Origin of the sequence: Sinorhizobium sp. CB7 (genome assembly GCF_041357635.1) — a bacterium.
Taxonomy (GTDB): Bacteria; Pseudomonadota; Alphaproteobacteria; order Rhizobiales; family Rhizobiaceae; genus Rhizobium.
In genome coordinates this window covers 56,108-74,251 of sequence record NZ_JAULLL010000010.1, presented here as the reverse complement: position 1 = coordinate 74,251, position 18,144 = coordinate 56,108, and the positions used below count along the sequence as shown (strand labels likewise).

The following is an 18,144-nucleotide window of genomic DNA, read 5'->3' as shown; positions in this document are numbered from 1 at the left end:
CGTTATTTCGCGTATTTGTATCGCCTTATAAACATAATAGCGATAAGCATGGTCTCCGTATTCTTGTTCCTTGCTTTGCGTCTGTTTCGGTCTGCGAGTGATGGGGATGTCTTCGCTCCGGTATTGCGTGCAAGCAAAGCATCATTGGCTCCAGGCCGTAAGGTTGGGAAATTATGCGCCTGAATGTAGAGGCTCTCGACAGAGCGTCCGATGAATTCCTGACCGCAGCGCTCGAACCTGCCCGATGGAAGCCAATCCTTGAAGAGGTCTGTGAGGCGACCGATTCGTACGGCATCAATATCGTTCCGATCGTCGGCCGTTTTCCGCAGACCATTGTTGCCACGGATAGTCTCGCCCCCGCCATGGAGTGCTATTTCAATGACGAGTGGCATCAGCGCGATTTCCGGATTCTGCAGGTTCCCGCCCTCCAGAGAACAGGCATCGTGATAGAGCAGGACTTTGCTTCGGAAGAGCACTTCAAGAGGATGGACTACTATAAGGCTCAAGCCGAATTCGGATTGCGGTGGACGGCGTTGCTTGGCTTTTCATCGGGGGACGATCTTCTTGTCTTCGCTTTGCAGCGGCAGATCGATGACGGTCCGTTCGAACGTGAAGAAGCGATAATCTTTCAGAAACTACGGCAGAAACTGATGATCTCGGCTGCAATGATGCGCAATATTTCGGAGAGTGAAGTCAAGGGCATGTCGGCCGCATTCGAGATGGCGAATGTGGCCTGCATCTTTTTCGATCGCAAAGGGTTGGTGACGACGCTGAATGACCGCGCGCAGGCGATGCTTGGGCCGGATCTGCAGATCGTACAGGGGGAACTGCGCCCGCAGAAGGCCGACGAAGCGGCATGCTTCAATCGAAAGCTGAAGTCCGTTCTCGGAATGACCGCTCCTTTCGAGACCGATGAGCCAGAGATCGTGCTTCTGACGCGCGAAGGCAGGCGTCCGCTGATCGCGCGCATGCAGCGGATCGGCGGCAGCATGCAGGACGTATTTTCGCATTCCTGCGCGATCGCTCTTGTGGAAGATCTGGAGGAGAAGGTCGCGCAGCGTCCGAGCACGCTGACGAAAATGTTCGGCTTGACGCGCGTGGAAGCGGAAGTGGCGCTTCTGCTTGCACAGGGACACAGCGCGCATGAAATTGCCGAGCGCCGCGCCATAAGCTACGAGACGGCGCGCGCGCATCTGAAGTCGATTTACCGCAAGACCGACACCAAAAGGCAGGCAGAGTTGTCCCTGCTGTTGTCAAAGATCAGGATCGGTTGATCCTCAAGGTCTGCAGTCAGAGCCGCTTCAAATGAAGAAGTAGAACACAGGTGGAAACCGGTGGAAGGATTCATGTGCCGCGGTGGTCCGATCCTTCCGGTAACACTTTTGGATTTTTGATAAAATCAATGAAGGCGCGAAGCGACGGCGGCATCTGCCGCCGGCTCGGGTAATAGAGATAGAACCCGGGAAAAGGCGGCGTCCAGTCTTCGAGCAGGCGCACCATCCTGCCGGCGAGAACATGTGGTCCGGCCTGAGAGTCAAAGAGATAGCCTATCCCGACGCCGTCGATCACCGCGCGGACGATGACCTCCGGTTCGGTCACGATCAGCGGTCCCGTCACTGCCGCTTCCAGCTTCTCAGTGCCGCGTTCGAATTCCCAATGGTAGAGACTGCCCACGGTCGGCCAGCGAAAATTGATGCAGCGGTGGTTCTGCAGGTCACGCGGGGTTTCCGGTGCGCCGTAGCGCTCGATATAGGAAGGAGCGGCGACGGCCATCATTTCGAGGTCGCCGCCGAGCTTCACGGTGACCATATCCTTCTCCACCATTTCGCCGAGCCTGATGCCGGCGTCGAAACGGCCTGAAACGATATCGACCAATCTGTCGTCGACGACGATATCGAGAACGATATCGGGGTAGGCACGGTGGAATGGACCGATGAGTGGTGCCAGATGCTGGATTGCCGCGATGCGCGACGCGTTGATCCTCACCGTACCCGAAGGCACATCGCGCAAGGTGCGCACATCCGCAACCGCCGCGTCGAGATCGGCAAGGGCCGGAAGGAGGCGTGCAAGCAGGCGTCCTCCTGCTTCGCTCGGCGCGACGCTGCGTGTTGTCCTGTTCAGCAGCCGGATACCTAGTCGCTCCTCGAGCCCGCGGATGGTCTGGCTCAGCGCCGAGGCCGACATGCCGAGTTGGTTTGCCGCGCGCACGAAGTTTCCCTGCTCGACGATAGCCGCGAAGGCTCTGAGTTCGGCGTAATCACTGCCCCTCATTATGCTCTCTTTTTTAAATGGCCCATACCAATAATATAACATTATCGTAATGATCGAAAAGGCTCATCCTGCTGCAGACAACAACAGGGAGATAGCCATGACCGACAGATTGTCCCTCGATAGATACCGTCTGCTTGGCCGCTCGGGCCTCAGGGTTTCGCCAATGGCGCTCGGCACCATGACCTTCGGCACCGACTGGGGCTGGGGTGCGGACGAGCACGAATCACGCCGCATCTTCGATGCCTATGTGGATCGCGGCGGCAATTTCATCGATACGGCGAACCAGTATACCGGCGGTAAGTCCGAACGTTTTGTCGGAGAGTTCGCCGGCGACCGTCGCGAGCAACTGGTGATCGCGACGAAATATACGCTTACCGCTCGGCCCGCCGATCCGAATGCCGGTGGCAATCACCGAAAGAGCATGGTCCAATCCGTCGAGGCGAGCCTGAAACGGCTGAATACTGACTACATCGACCTTCTCTACCTCCACGCCTGGGATTTCATGACGCCGGTGGAAGAAATCCTGCGCGGCATGGATGATCTGGTGCGAGCCGGCAAGATTGTTTACCTCGGCATTTCCGATACGCCTGCCTGGCAGGTTTCGCGTATGCAGGCAATCGCCGATCTGCGCGGCTGGTCACCGCTGGTGGCGCTTCAGATAGAGTACAATCTCATCGAGCGCACGGTGGAACGCGACCTCATCCCGATGGCACGTGAAATGGGGCTTGGCGTCATCCCCTGGTCTCCGCTTGGGTCCGGCGTCCTGGCCGGCAAATACAGCAGGGCCGATCTCGATATCGGGAGCGGAAGCGCGAGCGCTGCCGGTACACGCAAGAATGTGGCCGCCGCCAACGCCTCGCTCACTGAACGCGGTCTTGCGATTGCCGATGTCGTGAAGGCTGTCGCGTCCGAGATGGGCAGGACGCCCGCACAGGTGGCGCTCGCATGGACGTTGTGCAATCCGGCCGTCACTGCGCCGATTGCGGGCGTCAGGACGCTGGCCCAACTCGAAGATAATCTCGGCGCGCTCGATATCAGCTTCACCGATGATCAGCGTAGCAGACTGGACAAGGCAAGCGCCATAGAGCTGGGCTTTCCGCATGATTTCCTGGTACGTCCGATGCCGAAGAGCGTCATATACGGCGATGTGAAAATCGAAAAAAGAGTGTGACACGCTGGCGGCTCACAGTCTGTGAGCCTTCGCGATCGATTGAGGTGGCCGCCGCGTTTTTTGGCGTGGCGGCAAGGCCACTCAACAGATGGCTCAGTCACGCAGGCGCTGCGGGGCTAGCGACATTGATTGCGAATATGCCTGCGGTGAACGGTTTCCCGGCATATTTTCTTCCAGCACCAACGTTTTCAAGTCATCGGAGCGAATGTCCAGCGCTACGACACGCTGAAGTTTGTCAATTTGCCACACGGCATAACCTAGCTTTGAGCTATATCCGCAATCGCATCCACAGTCATCTCCAGGAATGTTTCGAGGTAATTCTGGTAGAAACATAATCTGTGGCTTAGGTAATTTGTAGCAGTGCCCCTCATAAGCGTAACCATATATTACACCTATACTTTTGATATAGTTTTGATAATCATCACCATATCCGCTATTTGGCATATTTATGCTAATTGGCATGGAGAAATTTTTATTATCGAATTGAGACGCAACTATTATGCCTCGTTGTATATATTTTGTAATATTGTCGGTGTTTTCGTCAATTTTTCTGCCCGCATATGCAACAATCTCATCGAATATCTCTTGAATTTTATCAAAGTCGCTGGCGAAGTTGTCCTTAAAGGTTTGGTTTTCTTTAATATTTGCCTTTATTTTATCTAAATCTTCGTTCGCTATCGCGACCTTTGGGGTGGTAGCAGCTGGTCTACCATACAATCTAATCTCGCTTGGATTATAAATTTTATACTCCACGTCCTTCAGATTCTTTGGGGGAGTGCTCACCCAGGGATTTCCACAACAGTCGCTCATTTTCCCCTCCTTCAAGGTTCATCCTGAATTGCATATCTCGCGCCATGCGAAACTAGCCTCCAGCGGCCCTGCCGCTGCTCGATCAGCCGAGGCGATGATGGCGCGTGCCGCCTGATCAATGCTCATCGTGTCCGGATCGAGCATATTCAGCGAAGCGGCAAGCGCCTTGCCGACCAAGTCTCGGGCGCTGGCGAGTGCAAGCTTGAAATAGAGCGGCCGCAACTGAAATGCTTCGGCCGTCAATTGGCGGAACTCGTCGAATTCGTCCAGCGTCAGCTTTCGAAGATCGACATCCAGGAGGCGTCGGTCGGCGCAACCCGCGGCGACAAGGTTGCGATGATAGATATCAACAATGCTGTCGAATATGGCGCCCACGAAGGGGAGGCCGCGATCGTGAACCTCGCGCGTCACCTCCGACATCCGGCGGAAATTGGTGGCAAGGCGGATCTGAGTCTCCGGGCTCGTTTCGGCAAAGCGGTTCAACTCGTTATAGAGGAGCAGATTGCCTCTGGTGCGCCGCAGAAGCCGGTCGATCGCGGAATCAAAATTCAGAAACGTGATCAGTGAAACACAGTCGGAAAAAGCCTCGGAGAAGGGGAAGAAATCGCTTTCGCGGGTTAAATCGATGGGAACGCCCACCTCCGAAAAAAGGATGAGATGGCCGACCTCATGCGCGATGGCATCGAGGTTCAATGCGTAGGGTCGGGGCAGACCTCCCGCGTGCGAACAGCCCAGTTCCAGAAATCCATAGCCCGCATGCGCATTGTCCCAATCGACGAAGGGGACGATTTCAAGCCGCGGAAGAGCTCGTTCGAAGAACCATCGGATGCGCCGCCCCAGATAACTCTGCCAAACGTCGAGAACGAAATGCACGCATCCATAGGCGTGCGCGCCGAGATAGGGCCGCGACTTCGGATCGAGGCTGTCGAAATGACGATCCGGGCCTGCTCTGACCGGCGCACGCCTCACGCCCTCAAATGGCGGCAATCGGTCCATGCCGTATGGCGGTTTGTCGAAAAGCGGATCTGCGACATACATCAGGACGTCGCTGGGGCCATCGTTGATCTCGTCGGGCGGCGTCGAAAGCCAGACGCGATCGGGTTGTTCGTAGCCCGGAATGAATGGAGGCTGCGGAAAAATCCAGAAACGCGTTCCTACACGTGTTTCCTCTTGCTGAAGAGCAGCATCTCGAAGATCATCCATCGTACAATTGCCCTTTCAACAAGGAAAATCCGGCAATTATACATTCACGTTATAGGTGTTGATCAGTTTTGTGTCAATACCGGAGGAATCTAAATCTCTAATAAACGTATTAGTTGTAATGAAGAACTTTTCAACGCTCTCTTTATTTTGCTGTGTTGCCAATTCATGCGCCATTTTAAGAGCCAGAAGTGCGTCGATCTTTTTCTGCCGTACCATCTCCTTTCGCAGAGCGGTCAGTCGGTTCGCTGGCCACTTCGCCTCGCGCAAAATGGTCGTCATCGAACGATCGCGGAAGTTGGTTCTCCGGGCAAGGGATGTGAGCAGGTCCCGCTCCGCAGTGGTAATGACATTGCGCCGCATAAGGTGAGAAAATGTCCGCTGGAGATCAATCAGGGAATCCGTCAGGGGCAGGAAGCCGAGTTCCGCCGGTGCCGATTGAACGGCAACCGCATCATCCGGAGTAAGCGGCCATCGACGATACCATCTGTAGATCAGGCCGACGCCGACCATGCCGAAATGGTGCAGTTCCGCAGCACGCAAGGCTCCCATGCTCGCGGCACCGATCATGACGATCCCCTGCGCCATCGCCCACAGGATCTCTTTGTGCCGAACAGCGGGCCGATCCTCGAACTGTCCGTCTATGAGGACCATCGCGCGCGGATGGAAAGCATGGGCGGCCAACAGGATATCGCCCTGGGACGCGGGCTGCAAATAGATGGCATCGAGAACAGCCTCAGCATCTGCCAGTTGCAATGTCGGGCCGAGGAACACCAAAATCGGAGCCTTGCCATCGGAGTTGTTCATGGGTCCATCACCGCAAGATCGAGAAGGGACGGGCTCCCGGAAGCACCGTGCGCACGCATTGAATGCCCGTTTCGGCATCCGACGCTACGGATACCGCAAGTATGGGACCCAAACCGGCGGAGGTAATTCTATCGATCAGCTCGCCAAGGTCGGAAACGATGCGCGTTCTGGTTAATGCACTTGGCATCGTGGAAACTCCCTCGAGAATGAGACTGCGGGCCTTCTCGACAATGACGTTGGTTCGTTTCGTGTAGTGTCTCGTCGTCTGGTCATCGCGAGCACCGGATATGGCGCCAGCCCGCGTCGCCAAAGCTTCGAGCAAGGCGCTCTTAGCCGCAATCTCGATAGTGGAACCGGCGGCGTAGCCTTCTGTAGGTAGGGCCAGGATCGGTTCCCGGGCGCCAGCCTCAATTGTCTGACACCAGACGACTGGCACCTCCGCCGTCGATACGGCGCACCAGAAGCCAACCGATATTCCGTGCTCGCCGGCAAGCGACAATATGTGATCAACCGTGCCGCCCAGACCGCGGGACGCAATCCGCATCCGATCGAAAAAGCCATGAGTGGCAAAGGCACGCGCCATGGCGTCGCGTTCGATACATTCGAATATACCATGTAGAAACGCGTCGTAGACCGTCCGATGGCAGGCAAGACCTGTAGTGCTGCGCAGGAACAGACCGTCATGGGCGAGAGGGGGATCGGTGTAGCACGTATGAACGAGTTCCAGAGGAACCGGCTGTATCGAGCCTGCGAGCACATCGACACCATTGATCCAGGCGGTCCTTATTGTCCGCCAACCATTTAGATGATCAGGCAGAACCAGATTTTCAAACAGTCCCGCGACAATGCCCAGCTCGTCCGCGGTGGCGAGAAAGACACGGTCCGGCGGAATCGATTCGGCGTAGAAGCGCTCGAGCGACTCCATGATTGCGCCAATTGCCGCTTCCGTGGGCGAAAAGCCTCGCCCAAGCGACGTGACCTCCGATTGGGCGCCTGGGCGCACAGCCTGAGCGACCGGGAGGCCGATGCGGTCAAGACCAGTGAGATCGGCAAGCCGGGTTATCCGCGCGCGGCGGGCAAGCGGCAGAATTGCCCGGAAAGTCTGGTCGGCGTGTTCGGCAGCCCGATGCTCCGCCAGAGGCAGGTGCAGGCCCGAAACGATTGCCTCGCGAAACTCCATCGTTGGGCCCTCGCAGCCACTAAATGACGATACCGAGCTCCCCGATCGAGCGGCTCGCTCTTTGCAACAAGGCTATCGCGCCCTGACTTTCGGCAATCGCCACGGCCGAGCGCAGGTCCGCGGCGACCACATCGTTGCCCACATCGCTGCGGGCGCCAAGAACGGCGCGGCATCGATGCAATTCGGCAAGCCAATAGGCATGACCGGTTTGCCGGGCCCTGTCGATCGCCTCGTTTGCCACTTCAATCGCTGATCCGTATTCACCCGCGAGCCCCAGCATGGTGGCATGCATGTAGAGATAGATCGGCAGATCGATGACGGCCCCGAGCTGGCGCAGGAGCGCGAGCCCGTCACGAAACATGTCGTGTCCGCTTGCGAGGCTTTCCTTGTGAGCGTCGGCCCACCCTCCGAAGAGAAGCGAGAGGCCGGACAGGGACTGCATCTCGTGCCTCTTCGAGAATTCCATCATTCTTCCCGAAATGTCAGTGAGGCGCTCGTAATCGTTCCGGTAGAAGGCCGATACCGCTTCGGTGTCGAGCGAGTGCGCCTTGCTTGGGGCATGCGCAATCCGATCGGCAAATGCAACCATCTCCGAAAGAGCCGCATCCGATGCTTCCCGCTGTCCTGTCAGCCACAGGGAAAGGGCCAGTTGCCCGAGACCGCAGACCTTCGCGTCATGGCCGCCGAACAATGTCCGGGCAGTCTTGGCCGATCGCTCGTCATAGAGAGCCAGGCCTGCCGTTATCGCATCCTGGGTTTCCCGATGCCGCCCGAGATTGAAATCGATTGCCCAAATGCAATGTTTCACCTGGAGCCTTATTTCGGGATCGTCCACCTCCGACAACATTGTCTGGACCTGAAGGGCGCGATCATGCATGACGCGGAAATCTGCCCCGGTAAGCCACCAGCCCCAGTAGATCGGAAACCATTTGGACTGACTTTCCTTCGGCTGGCGTCGAGCGATCGCCACACCGTCCTCATAAAGCTTGCGGGCAGGCGGCGAATTCAATCCAACGAGCCCCGTCAGCACCGGCCCAAGCGCTGTGAGTGCCGAAAGTTGCAGGGATTCGACGAGGTCCCCGTCGCCCATCTGCTCGCACAGTGCCAGAGCATGTTCGAGGTAATGACGTGCCTCTATCATTGCCGAGCGGCTCGAACTTTCCTTTCCCGCGGAGATGAAGAGATTGACTGCATCTTCGAGCAATCCAGCACGTTCCGCATGTTCGGCAAGGGCGCCGGTATCGATCCAGGCCGAAATCCGGCGGTCCTGGCTGACGACGGTGAATATTCGCCGATGCATCACCTGTCGTTGCCTCCGCAACAGCCCGTTATAGATCGTCTCCTGGATCAGCGCATGCCGGAACCCATAGGTTACGGTGCCTTGCGTCCTGATCTGCGTCAGGAAGCCTGTCTCGCACAGCGTATTGGCCGCATTTGTCAGTGACTTCTTGCCGAAGTCCGGCAAACAGGCGCGAAGCATCGGCAGCGTGAAGCGAGCGCCGGCAACTGCTCCGGCGCGTGCGACCTCCCTGACCGAACCCAGATGAGAGAGCCGGGAGTCCAGTATTCCTTCGAATGCCGATACATGCGTGGCTGAAGACTTTCCGGACATCTGCGCCGTATCCGGCTCGGCACTTTCGGAAACCCACTGGCAGATCTCCTCGATGAAGAGGGGAATACCGCCTGAAATTCGCTCCGTCATCTCGATGAACTCGGGCAATATGGCCAACCTGTCGGTCGGCCACCTTGTCTCTATCGCCAGTCGTGTTTCCTCGCGATCGAGGGGCTGCAGTGGGATACGGGTCGGATTTGCTTCTGCCAGCCAGTCCGTCGGAGGGCCGGGACGGGCCGTGACCACGAGGAGGACAGGGAACTGGCGGACGACACGTGCCGCTTCGGCGAGCAGATCCTGCGAGGTGGGATCTATCCAGTGTATGTCTTCGACCGCAATGACGATTGGTCCATTCGCGCACAAGGCTTCCAGCGAGCGAGACACAGCGCTACGGGCTTTTTGGTGAATTGCCTTGGGATCGCTGCTGGATAAACGTTCGTTTCGTCCCAATGCTCCCAAAAGATACGTAAAAATTTCAATAACTTCTTGTTCCTTGATCCCATGGCGCTCGAACTGGCTCGCCACAGTTTCTGCCGTCAGCCGCAGGTGGCCGCCGGCTTCGGACATCGCCCCGGGAAAACTGTGCAGCAGAGGGTGAAGGGTCGAGCGGGCTCCGCCCGGCAGACATTGAAACAAAAAGGATTTCGATCGGTCGTCACGCGTTATTCCACGGATCTCGCGCAACAGGCGCGACTTCCCGATCCCGGCCTCGCCTTCGATCGCGAGTATCTCTCCAGAGCCCGCAAGAACATTTTTCCAGGCATGGGTAATAGCGGCAAGCTCACTTTCACGGCCGATGAAAGGACCGCCGAGTCGTCCGAAAGCATAAAATCTGTCGACCTCGGTCTTATGTCCGAGCGCGCGCCAGACCTTCTCCGGCTCGACAAAGCCTTTCAATGTCCTGGTGCCCTCGAATATGAAGGCATGGGACCTGCCTGCAAGATTTCGTGTTTCCTGCGAGACCAAGACGCAATCCGGTGCGGCAATGGCCTCCAGGCGGGTAGCCATAGCAAGGGCTGCACCGGAAACCGGTTCATGCATCCAATTTTCCTGCTGGGTTTCCTGGATCAGCGCGACGGAAGTCGCAATTCCGATGCGCACACGCAAATCATTGCGCCCGAATTCACGAGCGACACGTTTGCAGGCTTCGATGATCGCCAGCCCCGCACGAATTGCGATCGATGCCACGTCCCTTGGGCCAAGTTCTATCGGAAACAGAGCAACACCGCCGTCGCCCGCTTCCACCCGGATGATGCCGGAGCGTGAGGTAATTTCCTGCTTTGCCGCCCGTTGAAAAGCAGCAATCAGCTCGTGGAAATCTTCGATGTCCAGCAGGTGGAGAAGCTGGGTCGATCCCACCAGATCATAGCAAAGTGCCGTTACGACCCGTCGCTCGCTTCCATATTCAGACGAGCGTGCCCGGCGCTTGGGCGACTTCCTCGATTGCCCCGGCGTATGGACTGGAGTTTCCCTCGGCATCCGTAGCTCTGCCTTCTTGCGTGCTTGCCGGATCTGTACCCTTCATCGGCTGAGTATAGCATAGCATGACGCAAATTGTGGTGATCCTCAGTATTGCTAAGATGTTTTACTCCGCTCTATTCGTGAAAAATCCCGCGACCGCCGGAATAAAGCGACAATCCGATTGTCTACCTGATCGACTCGTCTGCACACGACAACATGTCGGCACTGAGGCATCAACCATCGAAGGACCGATCTCATGAAATTCGCCGCGCCGCTTTCACTTGTCGCCGCTCTATCATATCTTCTTGCCGGTCCGGCGATGGCGCATGCCCATCTTGAGGCGGCAACACCTGCGGCCAATGCCACGGTCAGTGTCTCTCCATCCTCACTGGAGCTTACCTTTTCCGAGGGGTTGAACTTAGCCTTCTCCGGTGTGGACGTTACGAATGCCAAAGGAGTAACGATTGCCACCGACAAGGCTACCCTCGGCGGAACGGACGGGACGGTGCTGACGGTCCCGATCCATTCGGCGCTCCAGCCGGGCGTCTACACGGTCAATTGGCACGTCCTATCGAATGACGGCCATAAGACGCAGGGCAGCTACAGTTTTACCGTCAAGCCATGACTGCTCCCGGAACGGCCTGGATCGCCTGCCGCTTTCTCCACGACGCCACGTTGATCTTTCTGTGGGGGTCGTTCGGCTATCTTGCGGTCGGCGTTCCCAAGCATCTCTCCGGAGAAATAGCCGAACGGCTTCGAGGAATTTCGCTTGCTGCGATTGCCACAGTCATCTTAACGACCGTCGCCAGCTTGCCCGTACAGACCGCGCTCATCGCGGACGGATGGGTTGATGCATTCAATGGGAAGACTGTCTGGTCGGTTTTAACCCTGACCGGGGCAGGGGGAGCATGGATCGTCCAGGCGATCGGTTCTTGCGCGCTTCTTGTGATCGTCGCCTTTTTCCATACTCGTCGCGGTGCTCTTCTTGCCTTCGTTTCAGGCCTGATGCTTGCGGGATTGGCGCTGAGTGGGCACGCGGCGATGCATGGGGGCCTCCTTGGATATCTGCACCCGATCAACGATGCCCTGCACGTGCTTTCCGCCGGTGCTTGGCTCGGAGCACTACTGCCGTTTCTGCTGATCATCGGCAGGCTAGATATAGCTGGCGATCACACGGAGGTTGTGGTCGCACTGCGACGCTTTTCCTGGCTAGGGCACGGGGCGGTGGCATTGGTGCTGCTGTCCGGCATCGCTAATACGCTGCTCGTCCTTGGAAAGCTGCCATTGGACTGGCGTCTGCCCTATCAGGCGAAGCTCTTGCTTAAAATCACTGCAGTCATGGTGATGACCATGTTGGCGGTCATCAATCGCTATGTCTTCGTGCCGCGCCTGCAGGCTCACCGATATTCCACTGTGCGAGCGCTTAAATTCGCGGCGATGTGTGAGATCTGCCTTGGCGTTTTCGCTATTGCCCTGGTTTCTGTGTTCGGCACCGAAGATCCGGTTTGATAGGGCTGTCCTAGAGCCGGATGATTTCAGGTCGCTTCGACCTGAAATCTGAATCCGTCTCTAAATCAAAAAGTTAAAGCGGGATGTTGCCCGAAAAACGCACGCACTTTTCGGCATCCCGCTAGCGGCTCTCAGAAAAAGATCATTGAGGCGGAATAAACCCGCGCCGCCATTGTCTACCTCCTTAGACCCGCCCGCCCTCCAATATCACGGAGCCCAGCATGATCGCATATCCCAAAAGCAGAACCATAGCGACGGCGGCATCGATCCTTGTCGTTCTATCCGTCACAGGGCCCGCTTTCGCGCATGACCCGGGACAACATCAGCAGGAAGCTGCTGCATCAGCGGACACGACCGATGCGGAAAAGCCGTTTCTTGCGGAAAACGACGCGGCGATGACGAAAATGATGAACGGCATGGCCGTGAAGCCGACCGGCGACGTCGATCGTGATTTCGTCGAGATGATGATCCCGCATCACCAGGGCGCCATCGACATGGCGCAGGCGTTGCTGCGCTACGGCAAGAACGAACAGTTGCGGCGCATCGCGCAGGAAATCATCGTCGATCAGCAGCAGGAAATTGCTGCCATGCGGCTTGCGCTCGGCGATCCGCTGCCGCCGTCGGCGGCGGCACCCACACAGGTCAAGCCGCAGCCGTCCAACTCTTCCGAGAACAACACGTCCGTGCCGGGGGGCATGCCGATGATGAACATGAAAATGGGCAATTGAAAAGGAACCCGTCATGAAGTGCATCCTCCCAACGCTCGGCCTCCTCGCAGGAACCATGCTGGCGCCGCTCGCCGCGACTGCAGGCCAAGCTCCCGGCGCAGCCTCCGATCCGGATATCCCGGTAAGCCATAAGGACCGCGTCTATGCGGCCGAGCAGTTCTCCAACACCGTTTCCGTAACCGATCCGGAAAGTAACAAGCTCCTCGGAGTCATTCGGCTTGGCGATCCGCAACCAGGCAACCTCAGCCCGCTTTATAAGGGACAGGTGCTCGTTCATGGCATGGGCTTCTCGCCGGATCACAAGATGCTCGCTGTCGTCTCGATCGGCTCCAACTCGGTCACTTTCATCAATACGGCGACAAATGCGGTCGAGCACACGACCTATGTCGGCCGCTCCCCACATGAGGCGTTTTTCACGCCTGATGGTAATGAAGTCTGGGTGACGGTTCGCGGTGAGGATTATATCTCCGTCATCGATGCTCATACATTCGAAGAAAAGCTGCGGATCAAGGTGCCGGCTGGCCCAGGCATGCAGATATTCTCGCCGGATGGCAAATACGGTTATATCTGCTCATCCTTCAATCCTGAGACCGTCGTGGTTTCGGTTGCCGATCACCAGGTCGTCGGACACATCAGGCAGGAAAGTCCCTTCTGCCCGAACATTGCTGCAACGCCCGACGGCAAGCAGGTCTGGTTCACACTGAAGGATACCGGCAAGACACAGGTCTTCAACGCACAGGCGCCGTTCGATTCGATCAAGACGCTGGATACCGGACCGATCACCAATCACGTCAATATCGTCCATAATGCCAAGGGTAACTTCGCCTACATCACCGTCGGCGGCCTCAATGAGGTAAAGGTCTACAATACCGATACGTTCGACCTGGTTGCAACCATCCCCGTCGGTAACCTGCCGCACGGCGTGTGGCCATCGGGCGACGGCACCCGCGTTTATGTCGGCCTCGAAAATGCCGATGCGCTGGCCGCGATCGATACGCTGACGAACAAGGTGATTGCCACTATTCCGATCGGTCAGGCGCCACAGGCAGTGACCTATGTTCCGAATGCGGTGCCCGTGGGCGACGGCACGGCGAACCTGCAGCCGCTCGGCGTCGCAGGGCAAGCAGCCCATCTCTCCCTGCGTGTGCCAAATCAGAAGGACGGTGCTGCTCCAACCAGTGTCTCGCTCTTCGATCAGGGTCTCTCGCAAGTTCTCCAGGCCTCGGTGACCGGCCTTGATCCGAAGAACTCCTATGTGCTTGCCCTCTCTGAAAAGCAGGACGGCAGCGGCGCTCTGCAGCCTCTCGCCTCCTTCATGACCAATCCCGCCGGCTCGGCCATCGTCAACGCCGTCGGCCCGATCCGGCAGATCGTCCAGAGCGACCAGAAGGCGGAGCGGCGGTATCTCGTCATCACGACCGCAAGCGACAAGGGACCGGGCGAGGTCGTGCAGGTCCAGGCGAAGTAGACACCATATCCGTCCGCCATCAACCGCATGATAGGATGGCGGACGGATGCTAGGATTAATGAGCTAGAGCGTCCTTCGCGCGTTTGTCTGAACGCACGGCGCTCTAGGAAAGCGAAACTCTCATGAGCGACATTCTGCTGCTTGTCGAACCGCTGATCCCTGTGCTCCGGCGTTATGCGCGGGCATTGTTGAGGGACCCAGTGACGGCGGACGATCTTGTCCAGGACTGTCTGGAACGGGTGGTGAGCCACTGGCACCGACGCCGCAATGACGATCCGCGCACCTGGGTATTTGCCATTCTTCACAATCTTGCAATCAACCGCCTTCGGCAGAAAGAGCGGCGTGGCGAGCATCTTCCGTTCGATGAGGTGGATGAGGCATCGCTTGCCGACCAGCCGACACAGGAGGATGCGCTGTTCGGCAAGGAGATTCTCGATGCCCTGAATCAACTGCCGGAGGAGCAGCGCAGCGTGCTGCTGCTGGTATCGGTCGAGGATTTGTCCTATTCGCAAGTAGCGGAAGTGCTTGCGATCCCGATCGGCACGGTCATGTCGAGACTGTCACGAGCCAGGGAGCGGCTGCGGCTGACCCTGGAGAATTCCGGAAAATCCGCGGGAAGACCGGGAGCGCATCTGCGGAGAGTGAAATGAGCACGAAACCAATCACCGAAGACGACCTTCACGCCTATGTCGACCGGGCGCTCGATGATACGCGGGAGGCGGAAGTTTCCGCTTATCTTGAAGCACATCCGGATATCGCGGCCCGTATCAAGAGCTACGACACGCAACGCCGCGATCTGCGGACAGCTCTGGACCCGGTGGCCGACGAACCGGTTCCGAGCCGCCTCAATCTCGCACACATGATCGAGGCAAGGCGCCAAAGGATGCTTGCGCCTTGGCGCATGGTCGCGGTGGCGACCGTGCTGCTGGTCGCCGGCGGCTCCGGCGGCTGGCTGCTGCACGGTCTCTATCAGCCTCTTTCGGAAGGCGTGATCGCGCTCGCCCACGAGGCTTCGAACAGCTACAGCGTCTATGCGTCGGACCGGATCCGGCCGGTGGAGCTGCGCGCGGAACATGCCGCCGAACTCGTGGACTGGGCCTCGCAGCGCATGGGCCGCAAACCGGTGCTGCCGGATCTCTCGCAATCCGGTTATCGCTTCATGGGTGGACGGATCATCTCGACGCCTCACGGGCCGGGCCTGATGCTGATGTATGACGATGACCGCGGAACGCGTCTCGTCATGTTCACACGACCAATGGCCGTCGATCGGGACAGGTCGATGGCCGCCCATTCCGAAGGCGATATCGGCGGATGGAGCTGGGCTTCGGACGGAATGGGATACAGCCTTGTCGGATCGCTTCCGACGGATGTGCTGCATCCGCTTGCCGACGAGGTGCGGCGGCAGGTTGCCATAAGTTCCTGAACGAACGATTTGCGGTGGCGACCGGTCCAGCCGTTACAAGTCACGAGCGCTGGAGCGTTTCAGCTTTTCATGGAAACGTGGAACCGCTCTAACCTTTGGTTTTACACAATTCCGGACGGAAAACCGCTGCGCACTTTTCCTGGAATTGCTTTAACGCTTTCGGGTGGTGGCGACGGCGAAGCTGATGAAATGTGCAAGCCCGAGCACCGCCAGGGCGCAAACCGCCAGAGCATAACCGCCTGTCAAGTCATACAGGGAGCTTGCAATCAGCGGCCCGCTCGCCATTCCGGCACCGGAAGCAAAGCGGCAAATGCCGAGCACGCCGGCCAGTGCCGTCAGGCTGACGATGAGACGGGCACCATTGGCCAGGAGCACCTGTTGTCCTCCAAAAGCGACACCGAGGACGAGAGGGTAGACGAACAGCATGGCTTCATTGTCGGGGCCGATCACGAGCAGCAAGGTCAGAAAGGTGAAGATGGCACCAACGGCCGCAATCAGCATGGTCCGCCCGGGACCCCAGGCGTCGCAGATCCAGCCCGAAGCAAGTCGCCACATGAACACGACGAGACCTGCTATGGCGGCGAGCCAGACCGCCTTGTCTTCCCCGATATTCAATTCATCGAATAGCGCAATCTGCTGCGTCAGAAGGCCGTGATAGACTGCGGATCCACAAAAGTAGCTGATGATCAGTGCTGCAAGCAGGTAGAAGGATGGACCTGACGCGAACTTCGGCGCGGGCGCATCGCGTGTGCCTTTGATCCGGTCCATCATGAACAGATGCAGCGGTATGCCGATCACTGCGATTGTCACGCCGATCGCCAGATAAGCGCTTCGCCATCCGAAGTTTTCGATCAGAAGGTGAAGCAAAGGCAGGCCGAGAAAAGCGGCAAGGCCGGAGCCGGCATCGGCAATCGCCATGGCGGTTGCCGGGCGGCGCCGAAAGCGCCCGGCAAGGACGGTGAAAATGGCATAGGAACTGGTGCAATGGGTGCCGAGACCGGCGAGGATCCCAAACATCAGCCAGAATTGCTCGATGCTGTTGACCGTTGCCGTCAGCCCGTAGGCGATGGCGAGGAGCAGCGCGGCTGCCGCGAGCAGCGGGCGGCTGTCGTATCGGCCAAGAAGATAGCCGAAGAAGGGTGCGGTAATGGCATTGATGAGGGCAAAGGCGCCATAGGCGCCCGAGATCGCTGCACGCGGCCAGTGAAACTCGGCCTCGAGGGCGACGAGAAAGAGGCCGAAGGAGTTCCAGACCAGGCCGGATACCATCATCAGCAGGAATGCAGCGGCGAGGCGAACACGCTTCGCCCACTGCACCTGTACCCGCCGCACCGAGGCTTCGGTTTTTCCTGATGCGAAGATTGCATTCATGGCTCAGTTTACGCGGTAGCGCTTGACCATGTCCCAGTCGAGCTCGATGCCGAAACCCGGACCTTGTGGCACCTGGATGATGCCGTTCCTGGGGTTGGGTCTGTTGGCTATCAGGCCGGCCCAAATGGGGTCACGCGCCGGCTCGAAGCACTCGACGCAGACGCCGTTCGGGATGGCCGCGATCATGTGCATGGCGATCTGCGATTCCTCGTGATGGCCGACACGAAGGTCATAAAGAGCGCACATTGCCGCTGCCCGGCGCCATTCGGTGATCCCACCCGCCTCCGAGGCGTCGAAATTGACGATATCGACGGCGTCGGCCGCAATCAGGCGGCGTACCCCGGCTGCACTGACCTCGCTCTGTCCGGCGTCGATCGGGATGGAGGTCGAGCGGCGCACCTGCGCCATCATGCGGGCGTCATCGTACCAGTGGCAGGGTTCCTCGAACCATGCGATATTGTATTTCTCGATCATGCGGGCGAACTTGACCGCTTCGGAGACGGACCAGCCACGATTGGCGTCGACCGCGATCCAGAAATCGTCGCCGGCCCCCTTACGCGCAGCCTCGACGCGTTTTGCGTCCTCTTCAGCTGAGAGCCCGCCAACCTTTACCTTGCACCCCGCAAGGCCGGCTTCCCTCAGGCGCTCCATTTCCCTGCCCAGATCGGAAAGCGTCTTGCCTTCCTCGTAATAGCCGCCGATGCAGATGATCGGAATTTCCTGGCGGAAGCCGCCAAGCAGACGGCAGACATTGACGCCCGTCGCCTTGCCGATCAGATCCCAGACAGCGCTGTCCATGCAGGCGATCGCCTCCATGACGAGCTTGCGGTCGCGATTCCATTCGGAAGCCTTGAACATCTTCCTCCAGAGTCGTTCAATGGCGAAGATCTCTTCGCCGATCAGCATCGGCGCCAGTTCCTTTTCGATGATCTCGACCACATCGCGCAAGTGATCGCGATTGTCACCGTTATAGATCTCGCTCACGAGACCGCTGTCGGTTTCCATCCGCGTGATGATGGTGCAGCGTTTGGTGACATTGTACCTGCTGCCGCCGAAATTGCGGGCGAGCGGGATCTCGACGGCGATGACCGCCACGTTCTTGATCTTCATTGTTTCCTCCGATTTATGGGATG

The 18,144-nt window shown here is 58.2% G+C and carries 16 protein-coding genes; 8 read left to right on the top strand and 8 right to left on the bottom strand.

Annotated elements, in window-relative coordinates; genetic code table 11:
* Positions 1-173 precede the first annotated feature (173 nt).
* Positions 174-1,274 carry a helix-turn-helix transcriptional regulator gene (locus AAE029_RS19470; protein ID WP_371074530.1) on the top strand — a complete coding sequence of 367 codons (1,101 nt, stop codon included), beginning with the start codon at positions 174-176 and terminating at the stop codon, positions 1,272-1,274.
* A gap of 70 nt (positions 1,275-1,344) precedes the next feature.
* Here the strand turns inward: AAE029_RS19470 and AAE029_RS19465 are convergent, their stop codons facing one another.
* The gene (locus AAE029_RS19465; protein ID WP_371074529.1) at positions 1,345-2,271 is read right to left on the bottom strand and encodes a LysR family transcriptional regulator; all 927 of its coding nucleotides are present in this window, start codon (positions 2,269-2,271) and stop codon (positions 1,345-1,347) included.
* A 97-nt stretch (positions 2,272-2,368) separates the two neighbouring features.
* Here AAE029_RS19465 and AAE029_RS19460 point away from each other — a divergent pair, with 97 nt between their 5' ends.
* A complete protein-coding gene (locus AAE029_RS19460; protein WP_371074528.1) occupies positions 2,369-3,442 on the top strand; it encodes an aldo/keto reductase in 1,074 nt (357 codons plus the stop codon).
* A gap of 93 nt (positions 3,443-3,535) precedes the next feature.
* On the opposite strand, the gene AAE029_RS19455 is transcribed toward AAE029_RS19460, so the two are convergent.
* Genes AAE029_RS19455 through AAE029_RS19435 form a run of 5 tightly spaced genes read right to left on the bottom strand, consistent with a single transcriptional unit; the run spans position 3,536 to position 10,530 of the window.
* Entirely contained in the window at positions 3,536-4,252 is a 717-nt protein-coding gene (locus tag AAE029_RS19455; protein WP_371074527.1) for a hypothetical protein, read from the bottom strand.
* A gap of 18 nt (positions 4,253-4,270) precedes the next feature.
* Positions 4,271-5,455 (bottom strand): hypothetical protein, encoded by a 1,185-nt coding sequence (locus AAE029_RS19450; protein ID WP_371074526.1) that lies wholly within the window; start codon positions 5,453-5,455, stop codon positions 4,271-4,273.
* A 36-nt stretch (positions 5,456-5,491) separates the two neighbouring features.
* A complete protein-coding gene (locus AAE029_RS19445; protein ID WP_371074525.1) occupies positions 5,492-6,259 on the bottom strand; it encodes a TfuA-like protein in 768 nt (255 codons plus the stop codon).
* A 7-nt stretch (positions 6,260-6,266) separates the two neighbouring features.
* A complete protein-coding gene (locus AAE029_RS19440) occupies positions 6,267-7,439 on the bottom strand; it encodes a YcaO-like family protein (RefSeq protein ID WP_371074524.1) in 1,173 nt (390 codons plus the stop codon).
* A gap of 19 nt (positions 7,440-7,458) precedes the next feature.
* Positions 7,459-10,530, bottom strand: coding sequence for an AAA family ATPase (locus AAE029_RS19435; protein WP_371074523.1), 3,072 nt, complete (start codon positions 10,528-10,530; stop codon positions 7,459-7,461).
* Positions 10,531-10,768: 238 nt separating this feature from the next.
* On the opposite strand from AAE029_RS19435, the gene copC reads away from it, so the two are divergent.
* The 6 genes from copC to AAE029_RS19405 all read left to right on the top strand — a co-directional run bounded on the left by copC (position 10,769) and on the right by AAE029_RS19405 (position 15,640).
* Positions 10,769-11,137 (top strand): copper homeostasis periplasmic binding protein CopC, encoded by a 369-nt coding sequence (copC, locus tag AAE029_RS19430; RefSeq protein ID WP_371074522.1) that lies wholly within the window; start codon positions 10,769-10,771, stop codon positions 11,135-11,137.
* Positions 11,134-12,021, top strand: a complete 888-nt coding sequence (copD, locus tag AAE029_RS19425; RefSeq protein ID WP_371074521.1) for a copper homeostasis membrane protein CopD — start codon at positions 11,134-11,136, stop codon at positions 12,019-12,021. Before copC ends, copD begins: the two co-directional genes overlap by 4 nt.
* A gap of 221 nt (positions 12,022-12,242) precedes the next feature.
* The gene (locus tag AAE029_RS19420; protein WP_371074520.1) at positions 12,243-12,749 is read left to right on the top strand and encodes a DUF305 domain-containing protein; all 507 of its coding nucleotides are present in this window, start codon (positions 12,243-12,245) and stop codon (positions 12,747-12,749) included.
* A gap of 13 nt (positions 12,750-12,762) precedes the next feature.
* A complete protein-coding gene (locus AAE029_RS19415) occupies positions 12,763-14,217 on the top strand; it encodes a YncE family protein (protein WP_371074519.1) in 1,455 nt (484 codons plus the stop codon).
* 122 nt (positions 14,218-14,339) lie between these two features.
* Positions 14,340-14,867 (top strand): RNA polymerase sigma factor, encoded by a 528-nt coding sequence (locus AAE029_RS19410; RefSeq protein WP_371074518.1) that lies wholly within the window; start codon positions 14,340-14,342, stop codon positions 14,865-14,867.
* The gene (locus AAE029_RS19405; RefSeq protein WP_371074517.1) at positions 14,864-15,640 is read left to right on the top strand and encodes an anti-sigma factor; all 777 of its coding nucleotides are present in this window, start codon (positions 14,864-14,866) and stop codon (positions 15,638-15,640) included. Before AAE029_RS19410 ends, AAE029_RS19405 begins: the two co-directional genes overlap by 4 nt.
* A gap of 150 nt (positions 15,641-15,790) precedes the next feature.
* Here AAE029_RS19405 and AAE029_RS19400 read toward each other — a convergent pair whose 3' ends face one another.
* Together AAE029_RS19400 and AAE029_RS19395 are read right to left on the bottom strand one after the other, a co-directional pair.
* Positions 15,791-17,011 carry an MFS transporter gene (locus AAE029_RS19400; RefSeq protein WP_371074516.1) on the bottom strand — a complete coding sequence of 407 codons (1,221 nt, stop codon included), beginning with the start codon at positions 17,009-17,011 and terminating at the stop codon, positions 15,791-15,793.
* Between the two features lie 3 nt (positions 17,012-17,014).
* A complete protein-coding gene (locus AAE029_RS19395; RefSeq protein ID WP_371074515.1) occupies positions 17,015-18,121 on the bottom strand; it encodes a mandelate racemase/muconate lactonizing enzyme family protein in 1,107 nt (368 codons plus the stop codon).
* Between the last annotated feature and the right edge of the window lie 23 nt (positions 18,122-18,144).